This is a genomic window from Streptomyces sp. NBC_01381 (assembly GCF_026340305.1).
In the GTDB taxonomy this organism is placed as follows: domain Bacteria; phylum Actinomycetota; class Actinomycetes; order Streptomycetales; family Streptomycetaceae; genus Streptomyces.
Window position 1 is genome coordinate 2,518,119 of sequence record NZ_JAPEPI010000002.1, and the last position, 20,892, is coordinate 2,539,010.

At 70.3% G+C, this 20,892-nt stretch carries 16 protein-coding genes; 11 read left to right on the forward strand and 5 right to left on the reverse strand.

Annotation, left to right across the window (positions count from 1 at the left end; all coding sequences use genetic code 11):
- Positions 1-14 precede the first annotated feature (14 nt).
- The 9 genes from OG453_RS32850 (at position 15) to OG453_RS32890 (ending at position 10,564) form a co-directional block, all read left to right on the forward strand.
- Positions 15-1,406 carry a ThuA domain-containing protein gene (locus tag OG453_RS32850; RefSeq protein ID WP_266872191.1) on the forward strand — a complete coding sequence of 464 codons (1,392 nt, stop codon included), beginning with the start codon at positions 15-17 and terminating at the stop codon, positions 1,404-1,406.
- Between the two features lie 80 nt (positions 1,407-1,486).
- The gene (locus tag OG453_RS32855; RefSeq protein ID WP_266873212.1) at positions 1,487-2,671 is read left to right on the forward strand and encodes an inositol-3-phosphate synthase; all 1,185 of its coding nucleotides are present in this window, start codon (positions 1,487-1,489) and stop codon (positions 2,669-2,671) included.
- A gap of 259 nt (positions 2,672-2,930) precedes the next feature.
- Positions 2,931-4,301 carry an SCO3242 family prenyltransferase gene (locus OG453_RS32860; protein ID WP_266872192.1) on the forward strand — a complete coding sequence of 457 codons (1,371 nt, stop codon included), beginning with the start codon at positions 2,931-2,933 and terminating at the stop codon, positions 4,299-4,301.
- Positions 4,298-5,263: a sugar phosphate isomerase/epimerase gene (locus OG453_RS32865; RefSeq protein WP_266872193.1), complete on the forward strand. Its 966-nt coding sequence runs from the start codon at positions 4,298-4,300 to the stop codon at positions 5,261-5,263. Before OG453_RS32860 ends, OG453_RS32865 begins: the two co-directional genes overlap by 4 nt.
- Positions 5,260-5,961 carry an EboA domain-containing protein gene (locus OG453_RS32870; protein ID WP_266872194.1) on the forward strand — a complete coding sequence of 234 codons (702 nt, stop codon included), beginning with the start codon at positions 5,260-5,262 and terminating at the stop codon, positions 5,959-5,961. Before OG453_RS32865 ends, OG453_RS32870 begins: the two co-directional genes overlap by 4 nt.
- A complete protein-coding gene (locus OG453_RS32875; RefSeq protein ID WP_266872195.1) occupies positions 5,961-6,809 on the forward strand; it encodes a TatD family hydrolase in 849 nt (282 codons plus the stop codon). Before OG453_RS32870 ends, OG453_RS32875 begins: the two co-directional genes overlap by 1 nt.
- A 3-nt stretch (positions 6,810-6,812) precedes the next feature.
- Complete coding sequence (gene eboE, locus OG453_RS32880; RefSeq protein ID WP_266872196.1) at positions 6,813-7,982, forward strand: metabolite traffic protein EboE; 1,170 nt, start codon at positions 6,813-6,815, stop codon at positions 7,980-7,982.
- On the forward strand, positions 7,979-9,361 hold the full coding sequence (locus OG453_RS32885; RefSeq protein ID WP_266872197.1) for a nucleotide pyrophosphatase/phosphodiesterase family protein: 1,383 nt from the start codon (positions 7,979-7,981) through the stop codon (positions 9,359-9,361). Before eboE ends, OG453_RS32885 begins: the two co-directional genes overlap by 4 nt.
- A gap of 165 nt (positions 9,362-9,526) precedes the next feature.
- Positions 9,527-10,564, forward strand: a complete 1,038-nt coding sequence (locus OG453_RS32890; protein ID WP_266872198.1) for a sugar phosphate isomerase/epimerase — start codon at positions 9,527-9,529, stop codon at positions 10,562-10,564.
- Positions 10,565-10,653: 89 nt separating this feature from the next.
- On the opposite strand, the gene OG453_RS32895 is transcribed toward OG453_RS32890, so the two are convergent.
- The 5 genes from OG453_RS32895 to OG453_RS32915 form a co-directional block, all read right to left on the reverse strand.
- Positions 10,654-12,036: an OFA family MFS transporter gene (locus tag OG453_RS32895; RefSeq protein ID WP_266872199.1), complete on the reverse strand. Its 1,383-nt coding sequence runs from the start codon at positions 12,034-12,036 to the stop codon at positions 10,654-10,656.
- Between the two features lies 1 nt (position 12,037).
- Positions 12,038-13,426, reverse strand: a complete 1,389-nt coding sequence (locus OG453_RS32900) for an OFA family MFS transporter (protein WP_266872200.1) — start codon at positions 13,424-13,426, stop codon at positions 12,038-12,040.
- A 122-nt stretch (positions 13,427-13,548) separates the two neighbouring features.
- Complete coding sequence (locus OG453_RS32905; RefSeq protein ID WP_266873213.1) at positions 13,549-15,693, reverse strand: acetate--CoA ligase family protein; 2,145 nt, start codon at positions 15,691-15,693, stop codon at positions 13,549-13,551.
- Between the two features lie 18 nt (positions 15,694-15,711).
- On the reverse strand, positions 15,712-16,944 hold the full coding sequence (gene frc / locus OG453_RS32910; protein ID WP_266872201.1) for a formyl-CoA transferase: 1,233 nt from the start codon (positions 16,942-16,944) through the stop codon (positions 15,712-15,714).
- Between the two features lie 12 nt (positions 16,945-16,956).
- A complete protein-coding gene (locus OG453_RS32915; RefSeq protein ID WP_266872202.1) occupies positions 16,957-18,654 on the reverse strand; it encodes a thiamine pyrophosphate-binding protein in 1,698 nt (565 codons plus the stop codon).
- A 198-nt stretch (positions 18,655-18,852) separates the two neighbouring features.
- Here OG453_RS32915 and sucC point away from each other — a divergent pair, with 198 nt between their 5' ends.
- Positions 18,853-19,992: an ADP-forming succinate--CoA ligase subunit beta gene (sucC, locus tag OG453_RS32920; protein WP_266872203.1), complete on the forward strand. Its 1,140-nt coding sequence runs from the start codon at positions 18,853-18,855 to the stop codon at positions 19,990-19,992.
- Between the two features lie 11 nt (positions 19,993-20,003).
- Positions 20,004-20,882 (forward strand): succinate--CoA ligase subunit alpha, encoded by an 879-nt coding sequence (sucD, locus tag OG453_RS32925; RefSeq protein WP_266872204.1) that lies wholly within the window; start codon positions 20,004-20,006, stop codon positions 20,880-20,882.
- The last annotated feature ends 10 nt before the right edge of the window (positions 20,883-20,892 follow it).

Sequence of the window (20,892 nt, forward strand, 5' to 3'; positions counted from 1 at the left end):
GGAAGGGGCATCACATGCGCGCATCCGCACGGATGGCCACTGCTACGGCCGCGGCCGCCCTGCTCATCGGCTGTGTGTCGGGGCCGGCGGCGTCGAAGCCGGATTCGTCGGGATCGGGTTTGGGCTCGGCGGAGGGCGAAAAGGTCCTGGTCTTCTCCAAGACAGCCGGGTTCCGGCACGACTCCATCCCCGACGGCATCGCGGCCGTCAAGGAGCTCGGCGCGGCGAACGGCTTCACCGTCGACGCGACCGAGGACGCCGGAGCCTTCACCGCCGCCAACCTCGCCCAGTACGACGCCGTGATCTGGCTCTCCACGACCGGCGACGTCCTCAACGCCGAGCAGCAGACGGCCTTCGAGGGCTACATCAAGAAGGGCGGCGGGTACGTGGGCGTGCACGCCGCCGCCGACACCGAGTACGACTGGCCCTTCTACGGAGGCCTCGCGGGCGCCTACTTCCAGTCGCATCCCGCGATCCAGCCCGCGAAGGTCCAGGTCGAGGACCACGCGCACCCGTCCACCGAGCATCTGCCGGGGATCTGGGACCGCACCGACGAGTGGTACAACTACCGCTCGAATCCCCGGGACCGGGCCCGCGTCCTCGCCTCGCTCGACGAGTCGTCGTACACCGGCGGCACGATGTCCGGCGACCATCCCATCGCCTGGTGCCAGGGCTCCGTCGAGGGAACAGCTGGCCGCTCCTTCTACACGGGCGGCGGCCACACCAAGGAGTCGTTCGCCGACCCCGCCTATCGCACGCATCTGCTCGGCGGGATCCGCTGGGCGACGGGCGCGGCGCAGGCCGACTGCCGTGCGGAGAAGGGCTACACGCCGATCTTCGACGGTACGGCTGCCTCGCTGGACGGCTGGAAGCAGGCGGGCCCGGGGTCCTTCGAGTTGAACGAGGCCGAAGGGACGCTCACGACGGTCGGCGGCATGGGGATGCTCTGGTACGACGGGCCGAAGGAGCTCGGCTCTTACTCCCTCAAGCTGGACTGGCGCATGGACGGCGACGACAACTCCGGGATCTTCGTGGGCTTCCCGGCCTCCGACGACCCCTGGTCGGCCGTGAACAACGGCTATGAGATCCAGATCGACGCCACCGACGTCCCGGAGAAGACCACCGGCTCCGTCTACGGCTTCAAGTCCGCCGACCTGAAGAAGCGCGACAAGGCGCTGAACCCGCCGGGGGAGTGGAACACGTACGAACTCCGTGTCGAGGGCGAACGCCTTCGGATCTATCTCAACGGAGTGAAGATCAACGACTTCACCAACACGGATCCGGCGAGGAGCCTGAAGGACGGTCACATCGGCATCCAGAACCACGGCGCCGATGACCAGGTCTCCTTCCGCGACATCCGGGTGAAGGAACTGCCGGCCCGCACCGCTTCCGGCGGGGGCCGCTAGACGGCGGCGGGCGGAGGACGCCGGACCTCCGCCCGCCGTCTTTTCTTCGACAGGAGGCAGCCGTGCCCAATTCCTCTTCTATTGATTCCTCTGGTTCCGCTGGTTCCTCTGGTTCTTCGGGTGGCGGGCTGACCGGGGTGTGGCTGATCGGCGCGCGAGGCTCGGTCGCCACGACGGCTGTCGCGGGGTGCGCGGCCGTGACGGCCGGTCTCCACCCGCCGACCGGGATGGTCACGGAGACCCCGCCGTTCGCGGACTGCGGTCTGCCAACGTTGTCGTCGCTCGTCTTCGGCGGCCACGACACGGTGGAGTGCCCGCTGCCGAAGCGGGCGGAGCAGCTGGCCGCCGGGGGAGTGCTGCCGCACGGCGTCCCCGCGGCGGTGCGCTCCGAACTGGCCGCGGCGGACGCGGAGATACGGATGGGTGGACCGCGCCCCGGTGACACCGACACCGACACCGACGCCGACGCCGGCGGGCGGTCGGACGAGGAACTGATCGCCTCCTTCGCCGCCGACCTCCGCGATTTTGTACGTCGCCGGGGGCTTGCCCGTGCGGTGGTGGTGAACGTGGCTTCGACGGAACCGCTGCCGGCGGAGGGCGGCGGACGCCTCCCCGCCAGCTCCCTGTACGCGGCGGCGGCGCTGCGCGCGGGCTGCCCGTACGTGAACTTCACCCCGTCGATGGGCCTGCACCACCCGGCGCTCGCCGCTGAGGCCGCTTCGTCCGGCCTCCCTTACGCGGGCCGGGACGGCAAGACGGGCCAGACCCTGCTCCGCTCGGTCCTCGGCCCGATGTTCGCCCAGCGCGCGCTCTCCGTGCGGTCCTGGTCCGGCACCAACCTCCTGGGCGGCGGCGACGGCGCGTCCCTCGCCGATCCGGCCGCGGCGGCCGCGAAGAACGCGGGCAAGGAACGGGTCCTGGCGGACACGTTGGGCTCCGCCCCGGAGGGCGAGGTCCACATCGACGACGTCCCGTCCCTCGGCGACTGGAAGACCGCCTGGGACCACATCGCCTTCGACGGCTTCCTCGGCGCGCGCATGGTCCTCCAGACCACCTGGCAGGGCTGCGACTCGGCCTTGGCGGCCCCCTTGATCCTGGACCTGGCCCGCCTCCTGGCCCGCTCCCACGAACTGGGCCTCACCGGCCCGTCACCGTCCCTCGGCTTCTACTTCAAGGACCCGGACCCAGGCTCATCGTCAGCTTTGGGCGAGCAGTACGGGGCGTTGGTTGCTTTTGCGGAGCGGTTGAGGGGGGCGGGGGTGTGAGAGGGACCTTCGGTGATCAGCGGGGCAGGGGTGTTGGCGTGGGTGCGGCCTGTGGTGTTGGGCGGGATGGGGGTGGGGGCGTGGGTGCGGCCTGTGGTGCTTGGCGGGGTGGAGGCGTGGGTGTGGCCTGCGGTGGTCGGTGGGGTCACGGCGTCGGCGTGACCTGTGGTGTCGAGCGGGGTGGCGGCGTGAGTACGAGCTGTGTTGGTCAACGGGGTGGCGGCGTCGGCGCGGTCCGCCATGGTGTGCGAGGTGTCGCATGAGTACTGCTCGCGACTGGGCCGAACTCCTGCGTGTCCCGGCCCTGTTCACCGTGCCCGGTGACGCGCTCGCGGGGGCGGCGGCGACCGGGCTGCGCCCGAACCCCCGCACCCTGCTCGCCATGGCCGCATCCCTCTCCCTGTACGAGGCGGGCATGGCCCTCAACGACTGGGCGGACCGCGCGGACGACGCGGTCGAACGCCCGCACCGCCCCCTGCCGTCCGGCCGCATCGCCCCAGCGGCGGCCCTGGGCGCGGCCGCCGCTTTCACGGCCGGCGGCCTGGCCCTCGCCTCCCGCGCGGGATGGCCCGCCCTGGCTGTGGCGAGTGCCTTGGCGGGCACGGTCTGGGCCTATGACCTGGGCCTGAAGCACACCCCGGCCGGCCCCGCCGCCATGGCCGCGGCCCGCGGCCTCGACCTGCTCCTGGGCGCGACGGCCACCGGCAAGGGCCACCCGGCGGGCAACCAACTCCGAGCCGCGATGCCCACCGCCCTCGTACTGAGCGCCCACACCCTCGCCGTGACCGCGGTCTCACGCCGCGAGGCACAGGGCGGCTCCACGGCGGCACCGCTGGCAGCGCTGGCAGCGACGGCGGCACTGGCCCGGCTGCTCACACCGGGAGGCGGCGGCGAACGCGGCGTCAGCCGCAGCGGACATGGCGGCCACGGTGGCGGCGGCGGACACGGTGGCCACGGCAGCCGCAGCGGCCACGGTGGCCGCGGCCGTGACCTCGCCCTTCAACTCCCGGCAGGCCGACGGGCAGCAGCCACTCGCGGCCTGCCGGGTTCCACAGCGGAGCAGGCGACCCACGGTGCCGGCCGCGGGGGCGCCGGCGCCGCACGGCACGCGACGCCGAGGGCTGACTCGACACCGGGGGCGTGGCTCACCGGGACCCGGAACGAAGGGCTGCCGGGGCTCGCGGCGGGCGCGGCGCGAGCGGTGAACGCGGTGAATGCGGGGGGCGCGGCGGGTGTGGTCAACGGGGCGGGCGCGGTCAACGGGGCGGGCAGGGCGAACGGGGCGGGCCGGGCGAGCGCGGCGTACGCCGTACCCGGCGCGTGGCGCCCTGGTACCCGCGCCACGAGCGCGGCGTACGCGGCCCCCGGCGTGTGGCGCACCGGTACCCGCGCCGCGGTGCAGGCCGCCCTCGCGGCCGGCTACGCCGTCACCGCTGCCCGCCCCCTCTTCCACGCCGCGCTCAACCCGTCACCCCAGCTCACCCAACGAGCCGTCGGCGGCGGAATCCGCGCCATGATCCCGCTCCAGGCCGCACTCTCCGCCCGCGCGGGCGCCCTCGGCAGCGCCCTGGCGACCGCCGCCCTCGCCCCGGCGGCCCGCCGGTTCGGCCGGAAGGTGAGTGTCACGTGACCGGAGGAGCGGACCGGCGGGACACACCGCCGAGCGGTGCCGTGGCACCCCTGCGGTTCGGGTACGGCACCAACGGCCTGACCGATCTTCGGCTCGACGACGCCCTCGGTCTCCTCGCCGACCTCGGCTACGTCGGCGTAGGCCTGACCCTCGACCACATGCACCTCGACCCCCTCGCCCCCGACCTCGCGGCCCGCAGCCGCCGCGTGGCCCGCGGCCTGGAGCGGTTCGGTCTTACGGCGACGATCGAGACGGGCGCCCGCTATGTGCTCGACCCGCGCCGCAAGCACGGCCCCTCGCTCCTGGACCCCGACCCGGACGCACGGGCGGCCCGCGTCCGGCTGCTGATCCGCGCCGTCCAGGTCGCCGCCGACCTCGGCGCCCACGCCGTGCACTGCTTCAGCGGCATCACCCCCGAGGGAACCACCGACGACACCGCCTGGCAGCGCCTCGCCGAAGCCCTCGGACCCGTCCTGGACGCCGCGTCCGGCGCCGCCGTGCCCCTGGCCATCGAACCCGAACCCGGCCACCTCCTCTCCACACTCGCCGACTTCCACCGCCTCCGCCACGAACTCGGCGACCCCGAGCCCCTGGGGCTCACCCTCGACATCGGCCACTGCCAGTGCCTCGAACCGCTCCCTCCCGCCGACTGCATACGCGCCGCCGCGCCCTGGCTACGGCACGTCCAGATCGAGGACATGCGCCGCGGTGTCCACGAACACCTCCCGTTCGGGGACGGGGAGATCGACTTCCCGCCCGTGCTCGAAGCCCTTGCCGCCACCGGCTACCAAGGCCTCACCGTCGTCGAACTGCCCCGCCACTCCCACGCGGGCCCCCAACTCGCCTACCACTCCATCGAGTTCCTGCACCGGGCCGCCGAAGGAATCCGCGCCCCCGACCGAAAGGGCACTCCGCCACCGAGCGCCCCCGCCCGCACCCCAGCCAGAGGAGGAACTCCGTGACCGATGCCACCGCCATCGCCGACCTCCGCAGCCGCCTCGACGCCGACCTCGGCGGCGCCGCCCGGGCCTGGCTCGACCAGGCCACCGCGGAGGCCGCCGCCCGCCACGGACAGCCGGACCAAGCTGCCGCCCCCGTCTGGGAGTTGCGCTTCGCCGAGGCCGGCCGACGCTGCGGCCAGGAGCACGCCGACGCCGCTCGCGTGCTCCTCCTGAACGCCGCCGACGCGGACCCGGCCACGCTCAACCGCGTCTACGAACAGGGCACCGCCGCCGAGCGCCGCGCCGTCCTGCACGCCCTGCCCCACCTGGTGCCGGGCCCCGAAGCCCTGCCCCTGGTCGAGGACGCCCTGCGCACCAACGACACCCGGCTCGTCGCCGCGGCAGTCGGGCCGTACGCCGCCCGGCACCTCGCACCGCATCACTGGCGCCACGCGGTCCTCAAGTGCCTGTTCACCGGTGTCCCCGTGGACGCCGTGGCCGACCTCCCGCGCCGCGCCCACGCCGACGCCGAGCTCGCCCGCATGCTCGGCGACTACGCGGGCGAACGCACCGCCGCAGGCCGCCCCGTCCCCGGCGATCTGCACCGCGTCCTGGCCCTGACCGCCCCTACGGCGCCCTCCGCCGCAGCGGACCCGTCATCCCCCGCGACACCCTCGGCCCCCGCGACCCCTTCGACCGGCGAGGAGCAGGAGTCCTGATGCGCATCTTCGACCCCCACATCCACATGACGTCCCGAACCACCGACGACTACCAGGCCATGTACGCCGCCGGCGTCCGCGCCGTCGTCGAGCCGGCCTTCTGGCTGGGCCAGCCCCGCACCTCACCCGCCTCCTTCTTCGACTACTTCGACTCCCTCCTGGGCTGGGAACCCTTCCGCGCCGCCCAGTACGGCATCGCCCACCACTGCACGATCGCCCTCAACCCCAAAGAGGCGAACGACCCCCGCTGCACCCCGGTCCTCGACGAGCTGCCCCGGTATCTCGTCAAGGACAACGTCGTCGCCGTCGGCGAGATCGGCTATGACTCCATGACCCCCGCCGAGGACGCCGCGCTCACCGCCCAGCTCCAGCTCGCCGCCGACCACGAGCTGCCCGCGCTCGTCCACACCCCGCACCGCGACAAGCTGGCGGGGCTGCGCCGCACCCTCGACGTCGTCCGGGAGTCCGCGCTGCCCCTGGAGCGGGTCCTCATCGACCATCTCAACGAGACCACGGTCAAGGAGGCCAAGGACAGCGGCTGCTGGCTCGGGTTCTCCGTCTATCCCGACACCAAGATGGACGAGGAACGGATGGTGGCGATCCTGCACGAGCACGGGACCGAGCGCGTCCTGGTCAACTCGGCCGCCGACTGGGGCAAGAGCGACCCGCTCAAGACCCGCAAGGTGGCCGACGCCATGCTCAAGGCCGGGTTCAGCGAGGACGACGTCGACCTGGTCCTGTGGCGCAACCCGGTCGCCTTCTATGGACTCAGCGGGCGCCTCGCCCTCGATGTCACCGACACCGACGCCACCCACGAAGGCAACTCCATCCTCCGCGGCGGGGCGTGAGCCATGCGCTTCCGGCACCCCGACGGCAGCGTCGTCCACCTCGCGTACTGCACGAACGTCCATCCGGCGGAGACACTCGACGGCGTCCTCGCGCAACTCCGCGACCACTGCGAACCCGTACGCAAACGCCTCGGCAGGGACCGCCTGGGCATCGGCCTGTGGCTCGCCAAGGACGCCGCGCACGCCCTGGTCACCGACCCCGCCGCCCTCCGTGGCCTGCGCACCGAACTCGACCGGCGCGGCCTCGAGGTCGTCACCCTCAACGGATTCCCGTATGAAGGGTTCGGTGCCGAAGAGGTCAAGTACCGCGTGTACAAGCCGGACTGGACCGATCCGGAGCGGCTCTCCCACACCACCGACCTGGCCCGCCTGCTCGCCGCCCTGCTGCCCGACGACGTCACCGACGGCACCATCTCCACCCTTCCCCTCGCCTGGCGCACCCCCTTCGACCCCGTCCACGCCGAGGCGGCCCGCGCCGCCCTCACCGCGCTCGCCCAACGTCTGGACGCGCTCGACGAGTTGACCGGCAGGTCGATCCGCATCGGCCTGGAACCGGAACCGGGCTGCACCGTCGAGACCACGAGCGACGCGATCGCCCCCCTCACCGCGGTCGGTCACGACCGCATCGGTGTCTGTGTCGACACCTGCCACCTGGCCACCTCCTTCGAAGAACCGCGGACGGCGCTCGACGCCCTCGCCGCCGCGGGCGTCCCCGTCGTGAAGTCCCAGCTTTCCGCTGCCCTGCATGCCGAACACCCCCATCTCGCCCAAGTCCGCGAAGCCCTCGCCGCCTTCGACGAGCCCCGCTTCCTGCACCAGACCCGCACCCGCACGCCCGCCGGCTTGCGCGGCACCGACGACCTCGGCGAGGCCCTCGCCGGCGACGCCCTGCCCGACTCGGCACCCTGGCGCGCCCACTTCCACGTCCCCCTGCACGCAGCCCCCGCGCCGCCTCTCACCTCCACACTCCCCGTCCTGAAGGACACGCTCACGCACCTCGTCGGCGGACCTCACCCCCGTACCCGCCACCTCGAGGTCGAGACCTACACCTGGCAGGCGCTGCCACCCGAGCTGCGCCCCCGCTCCCGCCCCCAGCTCGCCGACGGCATCGCCGCCGAGCTCACCCTCGCCCGCGATCTCCTGACGGACCTCGGCCTCAAGGAACTCCCATGAGCCCCACACCCCTCCTCGTCCTGGACGTCGTCGGCCTCACCCCGCGCCTCCTCGACCACATGCCGCACCTCAAGTCCCTCGGCGGGTCCGGCTCGCAGGCCACGCTCGGCACCGTCCTGCCCGCCGTGACCTGCGCGGCCCAGTCGACCTTCCTCACCGGCACCACCCCCGCCGAGCACGGCATCGTCGGCAACGGCTGGTACTTCCGCGAGCTCGGCGACGTACTGCTGTGGCGCCAGCACAACGGCCTCGTCGCCGGCGACAAACTGTGGGACGCCGCCCGCCGCGCGCACCCCGGCTACACCGTCGCCAATATCTGCTGGTGGTACGCCATGGGCGCCGACACCGACATCACCATCACCCCCCGTCCCGTCTACTACGCCGACGGCCGCAAGGAACCCGACTGCTACACCCGGCCCCCGGCCCTGCACGACGAACTCACCGAGAAATTCGGTACGTTCCCCCTCTTCCACTTCTGGGGCCCCGGAGCCGACATCGTCTCCAGCCGCTGGATCGTGGACGCCACCCGCCACATCATCGACACCCGCCACCCCGACCTGGCACTGTGCTATCTCCCGCACCTCGACTACGACCTGCAGCGCTTCGGCCCCGACGACCCGCGCTCCCACCAGGCCGCCGCCGACCTCGACGCGACCATCGCCCCCCTTCTCGACGACGCGAAGGCAGAAGGCCGCACCGTCGTCGCGCTGTCCGAGTACGGCATCACCCGCGTGAGCCGTCCCGTCGACATCAACCGAGCCCTGCGCCGCGCCGGCCTGCTCGAAGTGCACACCCAGGACGGCATGGAGTACCTCGACCCGATGACGTCCCGCGCCTTCGCCGTCGCCGACCACCAGATCGCCCATGTGTATGTGCGCAGGCCCGAGGACATGGAAGCTACCCGCGCGGCGCTCGCCGACCTGCCCGGCATCGAGCAACTCCTCGACGACGAGGGCAAGAAGGCCAACCACCTGGACCACCCGCGCTCCGGCGAGCTCGTCGCCGTCGCGGAGCCGGACGCCTGGTTCACGTACTACTACTGGCTCGACGACGCCCGCGCGCCCGACTTCGCGCAGCTCGTCGAGATCCACCGCAAACCCGGCTACGACCCTGTCGAGCTCTTCATGGACCCCGAGGACCCCTACGTCCGCGTCAAGGCCGCGGGCGCCCTGGCCCGCAAGAAGCTCGGCATGCGCTACCGCATGGCGGTCGTGCCCCTGGACCCGTCACCTATTCGCGGCAGCCATGGCCGCCTCCCCACGAGCGAGGACCTCGATTCAGGACCGCTCATTCTGTGCTCCACCCCCCGCGCCGTAAGCGGCCGCGTCGCGGCCACCGATGTGAAATCGCTGCTGCTCGATCTCGCAGGACTGCACTGAGCCGTGCACCGCGCCGCCGAGTTCAGCTTGATCTCCACTGAACCAGATGGCTCGGTCCGTGCCATCAGGGTCCGACCCTGATCGTTCCCCGAGCCGGTAATCGAACCCATCCCTGACTGCCCCAGCCCTGACTCATCCAGCCCTGACTCGATCCCGGGAGACCTCATGAGCCGCAAGCACACCCCCGCCGACCCCGAACTGGCCCACAGACTCAGCAGACGCGGCATGCTCGGCGTGGCCGCGGGCGCCACCGCCGCGGCCCTGATCGGCACCGCCGCCACGGCTGCCCCCGCCACCGCGGCTGAGCAGGGCCGCGGCCGACCCGTCCTGCCGCCCGGCCGCCTCGGCATCCAGCTCTACAGCCTGCGCGACAAGGTCTCCACCCTCGGATTCGCCGCCGTCTTCGCCGAGTTGGAGAAGTACGGGTACGACGAGGTCGAGTTCGCCGGATACACCCAGGGCGCGGCGGGCGCCATCACCCTGGCCCAGCTGAAGCAGCTGGCGCGCGATCACGGTCTGCACCCGATCGGCAGCCACGTCGGCTATTACGACGACAACAACCCCAACGCCTACACCTTCGCGCAGAACCTCACCAAGGTCCTCGACGACGCCGAGGCCCTGGGCCTCAAGCACATCGGCACCGCGTCGGGACCCTTCCGCTACGGCTCGACCGTCGACGGATGGAAGCGTGCCGCCGAGGACTTCAACACGTACGGAGAAGCGGCCCGCAAGCGCGGCATGAAGTTCTACCAGCACAACCACGCCGAGGAGTTCTCCTTCGCCACCGACAAGCCGAACGTGCGCCTCTATGACGTGCTGCTCGCCGAGACCGCCCCCGACTTCGTCTATCTGGAGATGGACATCTACTGGGCGTTCGCGGGCCAGTTCCGCTTCGGCAAGCGCCCGGACGGCACGCCGGCGCCCTTCGAGCCGCTCGACTACGTACTCAAGCAGCCGCACCGCTACCCGCTGTTCCATGTCAAGGACGGCATACGGGACGAGACCGCCCGCGACGGCTACCGCATGGTGGACGTCGGGGACGGCGACATCGACTACAAGAGGTTCCTCTCCAAGGTGACCGCGCGGAGCCATGACGGCCGCCGCTACCACCACTGGCAGACCGAGCACGACAACCCGGTCGAGTCCTACGCCTTCGCCCGCAAGTCCAGCGAGCACCTGCACTCGCTGCGCTGCGGCGACTGACACCGGACACGGCGGCGGCCGGCCCGTGCATCAGGTGCACGGGCCGGCCGCTGAGCCGTGCGACGCGTATTGGAGCGTCACCCCAAGTTCTAAACCGTCGCCACGCGCGCGTGCCCCGGCTGTCGCAGCAACAAGGAGAGCCCCGCCGCGACAAGGGACACTACGCCGGCCGTCGTATAGGCGCCGACGTATCCCCACGAAGCCACGACCATCGCGCCCATCCCGCCGCCGAAGAGACCGCTGACCAGCTTGGCGCTGTAGACCATGCCGTAGTTGGAGGCGTTGTTGTTCTCTCCGAAGTAGTCCGGTACGAGGGCCGCGAACAGCGGATAGAAGGCGCCGCCGGCGAAGCCGGACAGGAACGCGAAGACCAGGAACAGCGGCTGGTTGTGCATCTCGCCCGCCCACAGCACCCCGAACTGCGCCACCGCGAGCACCAGGCAGACGTAGGTCAGGGTCGGCTGCCGGCCGAGCCGGTCCGAGAGCCAGCCGACGACGCCCCGCCCCGTGCCGTTGATCACCGACATTACGCCCATCGACGACGCCGCGATGAGCGGACCGAATCCCATCTCCTTCGCGAACGGCACCTGGAAGGAGATCCCGAAGATCGAGACGCCCGCGCAGCACAGCATGCACACCCACATCAGCGGGACGACTCCGGTCCGCAGGGCCTCTCCAGGAGTGAACTGCCGTACCGCCGGCGGGTTCTTGGCCAGCGCGACCGCCGTACGCCTGTCGCCGTCCCGCCGCAGCGGGTCGACGTCCGACGGCCACCAGTTCTTCGGCGGGTCCTTGAAGAAGAGCCCCGCCACCAGGGTCACGGCAAGTACGTAGAAGCCGACCAGGTCGAGGACGGTGCGGTAGTTCGAGGTGTCGAAGCCGTAGGAGAACAGGAAGATGAACGGCACGGCACCGTAGGCGAATCCTCCGTTGACGAAGCCCGTCTTGCCGCCGCGCCGTTCCGGATACCACTTGCCGACCATGTTCACGCAGGTCGAGTAGATCAGCCCCGAGCCGACGCCGCCCAGGAAGCCGAAGCCCGCCATGGCCGCCGCCACGTTCGGCGCGTGGCTGAGGCTGACGAAGCCCAGGAGGGAGAGGACGGAGCCCGTCAGCATCGCCGCCCTGCTGGTCAGGATGCCCTTCTCGCGCAGTTTCCCGGCCGGGAAGGAGACGGCGGCCTGGAAGAAGATCCAGACGCTGAGCACCCAGAAGGTGTTCGACGAGGTCCAGTGGTGGGCCGCGGAGAGGGTGTCCTCCGCCGCTCCGTAGGCGTACTCGAAGACGCTGATGGCGAGCATGGCCACCCAGGGGAGCACCACCATCGTCCAGCGCGGTCGGCCGAGGATCTCCCGGTCGCTCTCGCCGACGCGGTACACGCGCCCGCGTTCGTCCGTGACTTCTTGGTACGACGCGTCAGTGCTGCCCGGGCTGCCCGGCGCGTTTTTCGCGGCGATGGGCTCCGCCGTCATATCAGGCCATCTCCTCACCGAGAGGTTGCGGATTGGGGTCGATCTTCTTGGGATGGGTCCTGCCCGGCTGGGACAGGAAGAGCGCGATGAAGCCGGCGAACAGGGAGATGGACCCGGCCAGGGTGAACGCCCCCGCGTGACCCCAGTGGCTCACCACCAGGGCACCCATGCCGGAGCCGAGGAGCCCGGAGACCAGCTTGGAGCTGTAGACCAGGCCGTAGTTGGAGGCGTTGTTGTTCTCTCCGAAGTAGTCGGCCGTCATGGCCGCGAACATCGGGAAGATGGCGCCTCCGCCGAATCCGGAGATGCTGGAGAAGACCAGGAACAGCGGGAGGCTCTTGATGTCCGCGGACCACAAGATGCCGTACTGCGACAGGCCGAGGACGATGCAGACGAAGATCAGACACCGTTTGCGTCCGTAGCGGTCCGAGAGCCAGCCGATGACTCCTCGGCCGGTGCCGTTGACGATGGCCTTCAGGGACATGGCGGTGGCGACGATCCCGCCGGCGAATCCGGCCTCCTCCCCGATGTCCACCTGGAACGCGATGCCGAAGATGTTCACGCCCGAGGTGCACAGCAGGCAGAACCACATCAGTGCCACGCGCCCGGTCTGCCATGCCTCCCTGGGTGTGTACTGCCGCACGGCCGGCGGGTTCATCTTCATGGCCCGGCGGGCCCTTGGGTCGTCCGGCGGACGCAGCGGGTCCACGTCCGCGGGCCACCAGTTCTTCGGCGGGTCCTGGAAGAAGTAGCCCGCCACGGCGACCATCGCCGCCAGGAAGAGGCCGACGGACACCAGTACCCAGCGGAAGTTCGTCAGGTCCATGTAACCGGTGAAGATGAAGACGAACGGCACCGAACCGTAGGCGAATCCGCCGTTGACGAACCCGGTCTTGCCTCCCTTGCGTTCCGGATACCACTTGCCGACCATGTTCACGCAGGTCGCGTACACCATGCCGGCGCCCATGCCGCTGAACATGCCGAAGCCGATGTAGGCGACCACCACATGCGGCGCGAACGCCAGGGACAGATATCCAAGCAGCGTGCCGACCGCGCCGAGCATCATCGCCCAGCGGGCCGGGAGCTTCCCGCTCTCGCGGAGCTTGCCCGCCGGGAAGGCCACCGCGGCCTGGAAGAAGACCCAGACGCCCAGCATCCAGAAGATGTGCAGACTGCTCCAGGAATGCGCGGTGTGCAGGGTGTCCTCGGCAGAGGCGAACGCGTATTCGGCCGAGCTGATGCCCATCATGCCCACCCACGGCAGGATGACCATCCACTTGCGTTTGCGGCCCATGATGTCGACGTCGGTCTCGCCGAGCCGGTACATGCGGCCGTTGGCGTCCGTCACCTCCCGGTAAGGGACGGGTGTCTGGATGTCGGTTGTTGTCATGTCGCTCTAGCACCCCTTGCGTCGAAAAGACCCTGGCCAGCGCCCCCTGTCCAATTCCTTTCGTGCGCGCGCGGGTTCCGGGGCGGCCGGCGCGCGCCGCCGGCCGCCCTCCACTCACGCCCTCATCGACCACCTCCGAGCAGCCCGGCGGCCCGCGCCCAGCGGTACTTCGCGCCCAGCGCGGCCACCGGCTTCTCGGTCGTGTACGGGTACGCCACGACGCCCCGCTCGAAGAGGTACTGGCAGGCCTCCTCCACCTCGACATCGCCCGCCAGAGACGCCACGACGGGCTTCTCGATGCCGCGCTCGCGGAACTCCGCGACGACGCGGGCCGTCAGTTCGGCGAAGACCATGGGAGGCGTGACGATGGTGTGCCAGTAGCCGAGGACAAGAGCGTGGATCCGCGGGTCCTCGAGACCGAGCCTGATCGTCGCCTCGTACGTCGACGGGGGCTCGCCACCGGTGATGTCCACGGGGTTGCCTGCCGCCCCGAAGGGCGGGATGAACGCCTTGAAGGCCGCGTCCAGGTCGTCCGGGATCTCCATCAGCCGCAGTCCGTTGTCGGTCACCGCGTCGGAGAGCAGCACGCCAGAGCCGCCCGCACCCGTGATGATCACGATGTTGTCGCCCTGCGGGGTGGGAAGCACCGGCAACGCCCGTGCGTACTCCAGCATTTCGTTGAGACCGGGGGCACGGATGACGCCCGCCTGCCTGAGGATGTCGTCGTACACGGCGTCGTCGCCCGCGAGCGCGCCCGTGTGCGATCCGGCGGCCTTCGCCCCGGCGGCCGTGCGTCCGGCCTTCAGGACCACGACCGGCTTCTTGGGGACGGTCGCCCGCGCGGCCTCCACGAAGGCGCGGCCGTCCTTGAGGTCCTCCAGGTGCATGGCGATGCACTGGGTGTTGGGGTCCTCGCCGAACCAGGTGAGCAGGTCGTCCTCGTCCAGGTCCGACTTGTTGCCGAGCCCGACGATCGCCGAAACGCCTGTCTTCGTAGTGCGTGCGAAGCCGAGGATCGCCATCCCGATGCCGCCCGACTGGCTCGTCAGAGCGACGCCGCCCTTGACGTCGTAGGGCGTGCAGAACGTGGCGCACAGGTCCTGCCACGTCGAGTAGTAGCCGTAGATGTTCGGGCCGAGCAGCCGCACACCGTGCCGCTCGCCGATCTCCACGATCTCCTCCTGGAGGGCGTGTTCACCGGTCTCGGCGAACCCGGAGGGAATCAGGACCGCGTTGGGGATGCCCTTGCGGCCCACCTCCTCCAAGGCTGCCGCCACGAACTTGGCGGGGATCGCGAAGACCGCCACATCCACCTCACCGGGAACGTCCGTGACACTCTTGTACGCCTTGCGGCCCAAGATGTCATCGGCCTTGGGGTTCACCGGATGGATCTCTCCGGAGAAGCCGCCGTCGATGAGGTTGCGCATCACCGAATTGCCGATCTTGCCCTGCTCGTTGGAGGCACCGATCACGGCGACCGAGCGCGGCTGCATCAGCCGCCGCATCGAGGTGAGCATCTGCGCGCGCGTGTAGGTGCGCCGCGCCTTTGGCACCCCCTCGGAGAGGATGACGCGGATGTCCGCGGCGATCGCGCCCTCCGGGGTGGCGATCACCGGGTTGAGGTCCACCTCGGCGATCTCCGGGAAGTCGGTGACCAGTTGGGAGACCCGGCGGATCTGCTCGGCGAGCGCCCACCGGTCCACGGCCGGCGCGCCCCGCACGCCGCGCAGGATCTCGGCGGCCCTGATCGAGTCGAGCATCGACGCCGCCTCGTCCGCGTCGACCGGCGCCAGGCGGAACGTGACGTCCTTGAGGACCTCCACCAGTACGCCGCCGAGACCGAACGCGACGACCTTCCCGAACGTCGGATCGGTCACCGCCCCGACGATCACTTCCTGGCCGGACGGCAGCAGCTCTTGGACCTGTACGCCCTCGATGCGGGCTGCCGGCGCGTAGGTACGCGCGTTCGCGACGATCTCGCAGAAGGCGGCCCGTACGTCGGCTGCGCCCTCCACGCCGACGACGACGCCGCCCGCGTCGGTCTTGTGCAGGATGTCGGGGGAGACGATCTTCATGACGACGGGCCCGTCGAAGCGGGCCGCGTGCGCCACCGCCTCGTCCACGTCCGTCGCCAGCTCCTCGCCCGGCACGGCGATCCCGTACGCGTCCGCGAGGATCTTGCCCTCCGGCGCCGTCAGCGACGTACGTCCCTCGGCGCGCACCGAGTCGAGCAGCGCCCGCACCGTCGGTGCGCGGTCTTCGGCCATCAAGTCTTCGGCCATCGGTCAGATCACTCCGTTCGACTTGAGCAGGCGCAGTTCCTCGTCGCCGAGGCCGAGTTCCCCGACGAACACCTCGGCGTTGTGCTCGCCGAGAAGCGGTGAACTGACCACGTCCACGGGGGAGTCGGAGAGCTTCAGCGGGGAGCCGACGGTGGTGAAGGAGCCCCGCTGCGGGTGTGCGACCTCGACGACCATCTCGTTGGCGGCCAGCGAGGCGTCCTCGATGATCTCCTTGGTGGAGAGGATCGGGCCGCACGGGATGTTGTGGGCGTTGAGCCGCTCGAGGACCTCCCACTTGGGGAGTGTCGAGGACCACTCCTCGATCAGCTGGAACATCTTGCCGAGCTTGGGAAGGCGCGCCTGCGGAGTCGCCCACTCGGCGTCCTCGGCCAGCTCGGGGCGCCCGATGAGCTCGGTGAGCGGCTGCCAGCCGACGGGCTGCACGATCACGTACACGTAGTCGTTGGGGCCTCCTGGAGCGCACTTGACGGCCCACCCGGGCTGTCCGCCGCCGCTCGCGTTGCCGGAGCGCGGCACCTCGTCACCGAAGTCCTCGTTCGGGTACTCGGCGAGCGGCCCGTGCTCCAGGCGCTGCTGATCGCGCAGCTTCACCCGGCACAGGTTCAGCACGGCGTGCTGCATGGCCACGTTCACACGCTGACCGCGACCGGTGTTCTCCCTCTGGAAGAGGGCGGCGAGAATGCCGGCGACGGCATGGATGCCGGTCCCGGAGTCACCGATCTGGGCGCCCGTGGCGAGCGGCGGACCGTCCTCGAAGCCGGTGGTCGACATGGAGCCGCCCATCGCCTGGGCGACCACTTCGTAGGCCTTGAAGTTGGTGTACGGACCGTCTCCGAAGCCCTTGATCGAGGCGTAGACGATCCGCGGGTTGATCTCCTGGATGCGCTCCCACGTGAAGCCCATCCGGTCCACGGCGCCAGGCCCGAAGTTCTCGACCATCACATCGGAGCGGCGGATCAGCTCCGTGAGGAGCTCCTTGCCGCGCTCGGTCTTGGTGTTGAGGGTGATGCTCCGCTTGTTGCAGTTGAGCATCGTGAAGTACAGCGAGTCGACGTCCGGGAGGTCGCGCAGCTGCTTGCGCGTGATGTCCCCGGAGGGTGCCTCCAGCTTCACCACGTCCGCGCCGAGCCAGGCGAGGAGCTGGGTGGCGGATGGCCCGGACTGGACATGCGTCATGTCGAGGACGCGTACGCCCTCAAGAGCCTTGGTCGTCATCGAACGGGCTCCTCACTTGTACATGGTCTGGTTCATGGTTCCGGGGGCGTACGCGTCCGGATCGACCCATACGTTGATCAGCGACGGCTTGCCGGACTCGCGCGCCCGCCGGAGCGCGGGACCGATGTCGGCGGGGTCGCGGACCTCTTCGCCGTAACCGCCAAGCATCTGGGCGAACTTGTCGTAGTGGACGTCTCCGAGGGTGTTGCCGACGCGCTCGCGCTCCTCGCCGTACTTGGCCTTCTGGCCGTAACGGATCTGGTTCATCGAGGAGTTGTTGCCGACGATCCCGACGAAGGGCAGGTTGTAGCGGACGAGCGTCTCGAAGTCCCACCCGGTCAGCGAGAAGGCGCCGTCTCCGAAGAGGGCCACCACCTCCTTGTCGGGCCGCGCCTGCTTGGCGGCGAGCACGAAGGGGATGCCGACGCCGAGCGTGCCGAGCGGTCCGGGGTCCATCCAGTGGCCCGGCGACTTGGGCTGTACGACCTGCCCGGAGAAGGTGACGATGTCGCCGCCGTCGCCGATGTAGATCGAGTCCTCCGTAAGGAAGTCGTTGATCTCGCTGACGAGACGGTACGGGTGGATGGGCGAGGCGTCGGAGCGGAGGTTCGGCAGCCGCTTCTCGATCGCCGTCTGTTCGGCGGCCCGCAGCTCGTCGATCCACTCCTTGCGCTTGGAAGCCCCTCCGTTGACACGGCCGGACGCCGCCTCGGTGACCGACTTCAGGATCAGTCCCGCGTCGCCCACGATGCCGAGATCGATGTCCCTGTTCTTGCCGACGGTGCGGTAGTCGAGGTCGATCTGTACGACGGTCGCGTCCTGCGAGAGCCGCTTGCCGTAGCCCATGCGGAAGTCGAACGGCGTTCCCACGATGACGATGAGGTCGGCGTTGGAGAAGGCGTACCGCCGTGAGAGCTGGAAGTGGTGCGGGTCGCCCGGCGGCAGCGTCCCGCGTCCCGCGCCGTTCATGTAGGCGGGCACGTTCAGGGCGCGTACGAGCTCGATGGCCGACTCCGTGCCACGCGTCGTCCACACCTGGCTGCCGAGCAGGATCGCGGGCTTCTCGGCGTGCACGAGCAGATCGGCGAGCTTCTCGACGGCTTCGGGGTCGCCGGCCGAGCGGGTCGACGCGCGGTACTGCCCTGCCTGCGGGACCCGCGCCTTGTCCACCGGCACCTTGGCGTCGAGCACATCGCGCGGTATCTCCAGGAAGGACGGCCCCGGAGCGCCGTGGTAGCACTCGCGGAACGCCATGGACACCATGTCGGCGGCGCGCGCCGTGTCCGGCACGGTCGCGGCGAACTTGGTGATCGGCGTCATCATGTCGACGTGCGGAAGGTCCTGGAGGGACCCCATCTTGTGCTGGGTGTGCGCCCCTTGGCCGCCGATGAGCAGCATCGGGGACTCCGCGCGGAAGGCGTTCGCGACGCCCGTGACGGCATCCGTCGTCCCCGGTCCCGCGGTCACCACGGCACACCCCGGCTTGCCCGTGAGGCGTGCGTACCCGTCGGCCGCGTGGGCGGCGACCTGTTCGTGGCGTACGTCGACGACATCGATGCCCTCGTCGACGCAGCCGTCGTAGATGTCGATGATGTGGCCGCCGCAGAGGGTGTAGATGACCTCCACACCCTCCGCTTTGAGTGCCTTGGCGACCAGGTGCCCACCGGAGATCTGGGGGGCCTGGTTGGTGTCGCTGCTGCCGTCGGGCATGGCGAAGTCCTGTCCCTTCGTAGGGGAGTTGGAGCGCTCACACGCTGCTCGTAGGTGCTCTCACGGTAGATTGCATACAGTCGACGAATACTGTATGAAGCTTGTTATCCCGCATCCGGTGGGTGGTGTCCAGGGGGCGTGCGGCACTTTTCGGGTCCGGGGGTCGCTCCCCGGAACGACACGGCGTCAGGAGCCGGAATGGACCTGTTCGAGCACCAGGCAAGGGAACTCTTCGAGGAATACGGCATCTTGGTGCCGGATGCCGAAGTCGCCGGAACGGCGAAAGAGGCACGCGCGGGGGCCGAACGACTCGGCGGCCGCGTCGTCGTCAAGGCCCAGGTGAAGACCGGAGGGCGCGGCAAGGCGGGCGGCGTGAAGATGGCCGCGGACGCCGCCGCGGCCGAGATCACGGCGCGCCAGATCATCGGCATGGACATCAAGGGCCACACCGTGCACAAGGTGATGGTGGCCCAACCCGTCCAGATCGACAGCGAGTTCTACGTCTCGTACGTACTGGACCGCGCGGCAGGACGCTTCCTCGCCATCGCGTCCGCCGAGGGCGGCATGGAGATCGAGGAGGTGGCCGCCGGCAGGCCGGAGGCCGTCACGCGCGTGGAGATCGACCCGGCACAAGGCGTGGACGAGGCGAAGGCGGCCGACATCGCCGCCTCGGCCGGACTCCCCGCGGCGGCAGCCGGCGTACTCGTGAAGCTGTGGCAGGTGCTCATCCGCGAGGACGCGCTCCTTGTAGAGGTGAACCCCCTCGTGCGCACCGACCAAGGGGAGATCCTCGCCCTCGACGGCAAGGTCACCCTGGACGACAACGCGCGCTTCCGCCAGGCACGCTGGGGCGCCGACAACTCCGCACACGACGACCCCTTGGAGTCGTCGGCCGCGGCCAAGGGCCTCAACTACGTGAAGCTCGACGGCGAGGTCGGCATCATCGGCAACGGCGCGGGCCTGGTCATGTCCACCCTCGACGTGGTTGCGGGCTGCGGTGCGCGCCCCGCGAACTTCCTCGACATCGGAGGCGGCGCCTCCGCCCAGATCATGGCCGACGGTCTTTCCGTGATCCTGTCCGACCCCGCGGTCAAGTCCGTCTTCGTCAACGTCTTCGGCGGCATCACCGCCTGCGACGCGGTCGCCGACGGCATCGTCCAGGCCCTGGAATCCGTGCAGTTGACCAAGCCACTCGTGGTCCGCCTCGACGGCAACAACGCCGCACGCGGGCGCGCCATCCTCGACGAGCGCGCCCACCCCCTGGTCCAGCAGGCCACCACCATGGACGGCGCCGCACGCCGCGCCGCCGACCTCGCCACCCGAGCCGACGCAGCCTAAGGAGACCGGACATGGCGATCTACCTCACCAAGGAGAGCAAGGTCCTCGTCCAGGGCATGACCGGCGCCGAGGGCATGAAGCACACCCGGCGCATGCTCGCCGCGGGCACGGACGTCGTGGGCGGAGTCAACCCCCGCAAGGCGGGCCGCACCGTCGACTTCGACGACCGCGCCGTCCCCGTCTTCGGCTCCGTCCGCGACGGCATCGATGCCACCGGCGCCGACGTCACCGTCGTCTTCGTGCCGCCCGCCTTCTCCAAGGCCGCGGTCACCGAGGCCGCCGACGCCGGCATCGGACTCGCCGTCGTCATCACCGAAGGCATCCCCGTGCACGACGCCGTCGCCTTCCACGCGTACGCGAAGGGGCGCGGCACCCGCGTCATCGGCCCCAACTGCCCCGGCCTCATCACCCCGGGGCAGGCCAACGCCGGGATCATCCCCGCCGACATCACCAAACCCGGACGCGTCGGCCTGGTGTCGAAATCCGGCACCCTCACCTACCAACTCATGTACGAGCTGCGCGACATCGGCTTCTCGACCTGCGTGGGCATCGGCGGCGACCCCGTCGTCGGCACCACGCACATCGACTGCCTCGCCGCCTTCGAGGACGACCCCGACACCGAACTGATCGTCCTCATCGGCGAGATCGGCGGCGACGCCGAGGAACGCGCGGCCGCCTACATCCAGCGCGCCGTCACCAAACCCGTCGTCGCCTACATCGCCGGCTTCACCGCACCCGAGGGCAAGACCATGGGGCACGCGGGAGCGATCGTCTCGGGCTCGTCGGGCACCGCGAAGGCGAAGCAGGAGGCGCTAGAAGCCGCCGGTGTGCGGGTCGGCGCCACACCGACGGAGACCGCCCGCCTCGTTCTCGACCGACTCGGGGCGTGACGTCACTCAT

Coding starts and splice junctions, on each gene's coding strand:
- OG453_RS32850 (WP_266872191.1), top strand. CDS start 15: ATGCGCGCATCCGCACGGATGGCCACTGCTACGGCCGCGGCCGCCCTG.
- OG453_RS32860 (WP_266872192.1), top strand. CDS start 2,931: ATGAGTACTGCTCGCGACTGGGCCGAACTCCTGCGTGTCCCGGCCCTG.
- OG453_RS32875 (WP_266872195.1), top strand. CDS start 5,961: ATGCGCATCTTCGACCCCCACATCCACATGACGTCCCGAACCACCGAC.
- eboE (WP_266872196.1), top strand. CDS start 6,813: ATGCGCTTCCGGCACCCCGACGGCAGCGTCGTCCACCTCGCGTACTGC.
- OG453_RS32885 (WP_266872197.1), top strand. CDS start 7,979: ATGAGCCCCACACCCCTCCTCGTCCTGGACGTCGTCGGCCTCACCCCG.
- OG453_RS32890 (WP_266872198.1), top strand. CDS start 9,527: ATGAGCCGCAAGCACACCCCCGCCGACCCCGAACTGGCCCACAGACTC.
- OG453_RS32895 (WP_266872199.1), bottom strand. CDS start 12,036: ATGACGGCGGAGCCCATCGCCGCGAAAAACGCGCCGGGCAGCCCGGGC.
- OG453_RS32900 (WP_266872200.1), bottom strand. CDS start 13,426: ATGACAACAACCGACATCCAGACACCCGTCCCTTACCGGGAGGTGACG.
- OG453_RS32905 (WP_266873213.1), bottom strand. CDS start 15,693: ATGGCCGAAGACCGCGCACCGACGGTGCGGGCGCTGCTCGACTCGGTG.
- frc (WP_266872201.1), bottom strand. CDS start 16,944: ATGACGACCAAGGCTCTTGAGGGCGTACGCGTCCTCGACATGACGCAT.
- OG453_RS32915 (WP_266872202.1), bottom strand. CDS start 18,654: ATGCCCGACGGCAGCAGCGACACCAACCAGGCCCCCCAGATCTCCGGT.
- sucC (WP_266872203.1), top strand. CDS start 18,853: ATGGACCTGTTCGAGCACCAGGCAAGGGAACTCTTCGAGGAATACGGC.
- sucD (WP_266872204.1), top strand. CDS start 20,004: ATGGCGATCTACCTCACCAAGGAGAGCAAGGTCCTCGTCCAGGGCATG.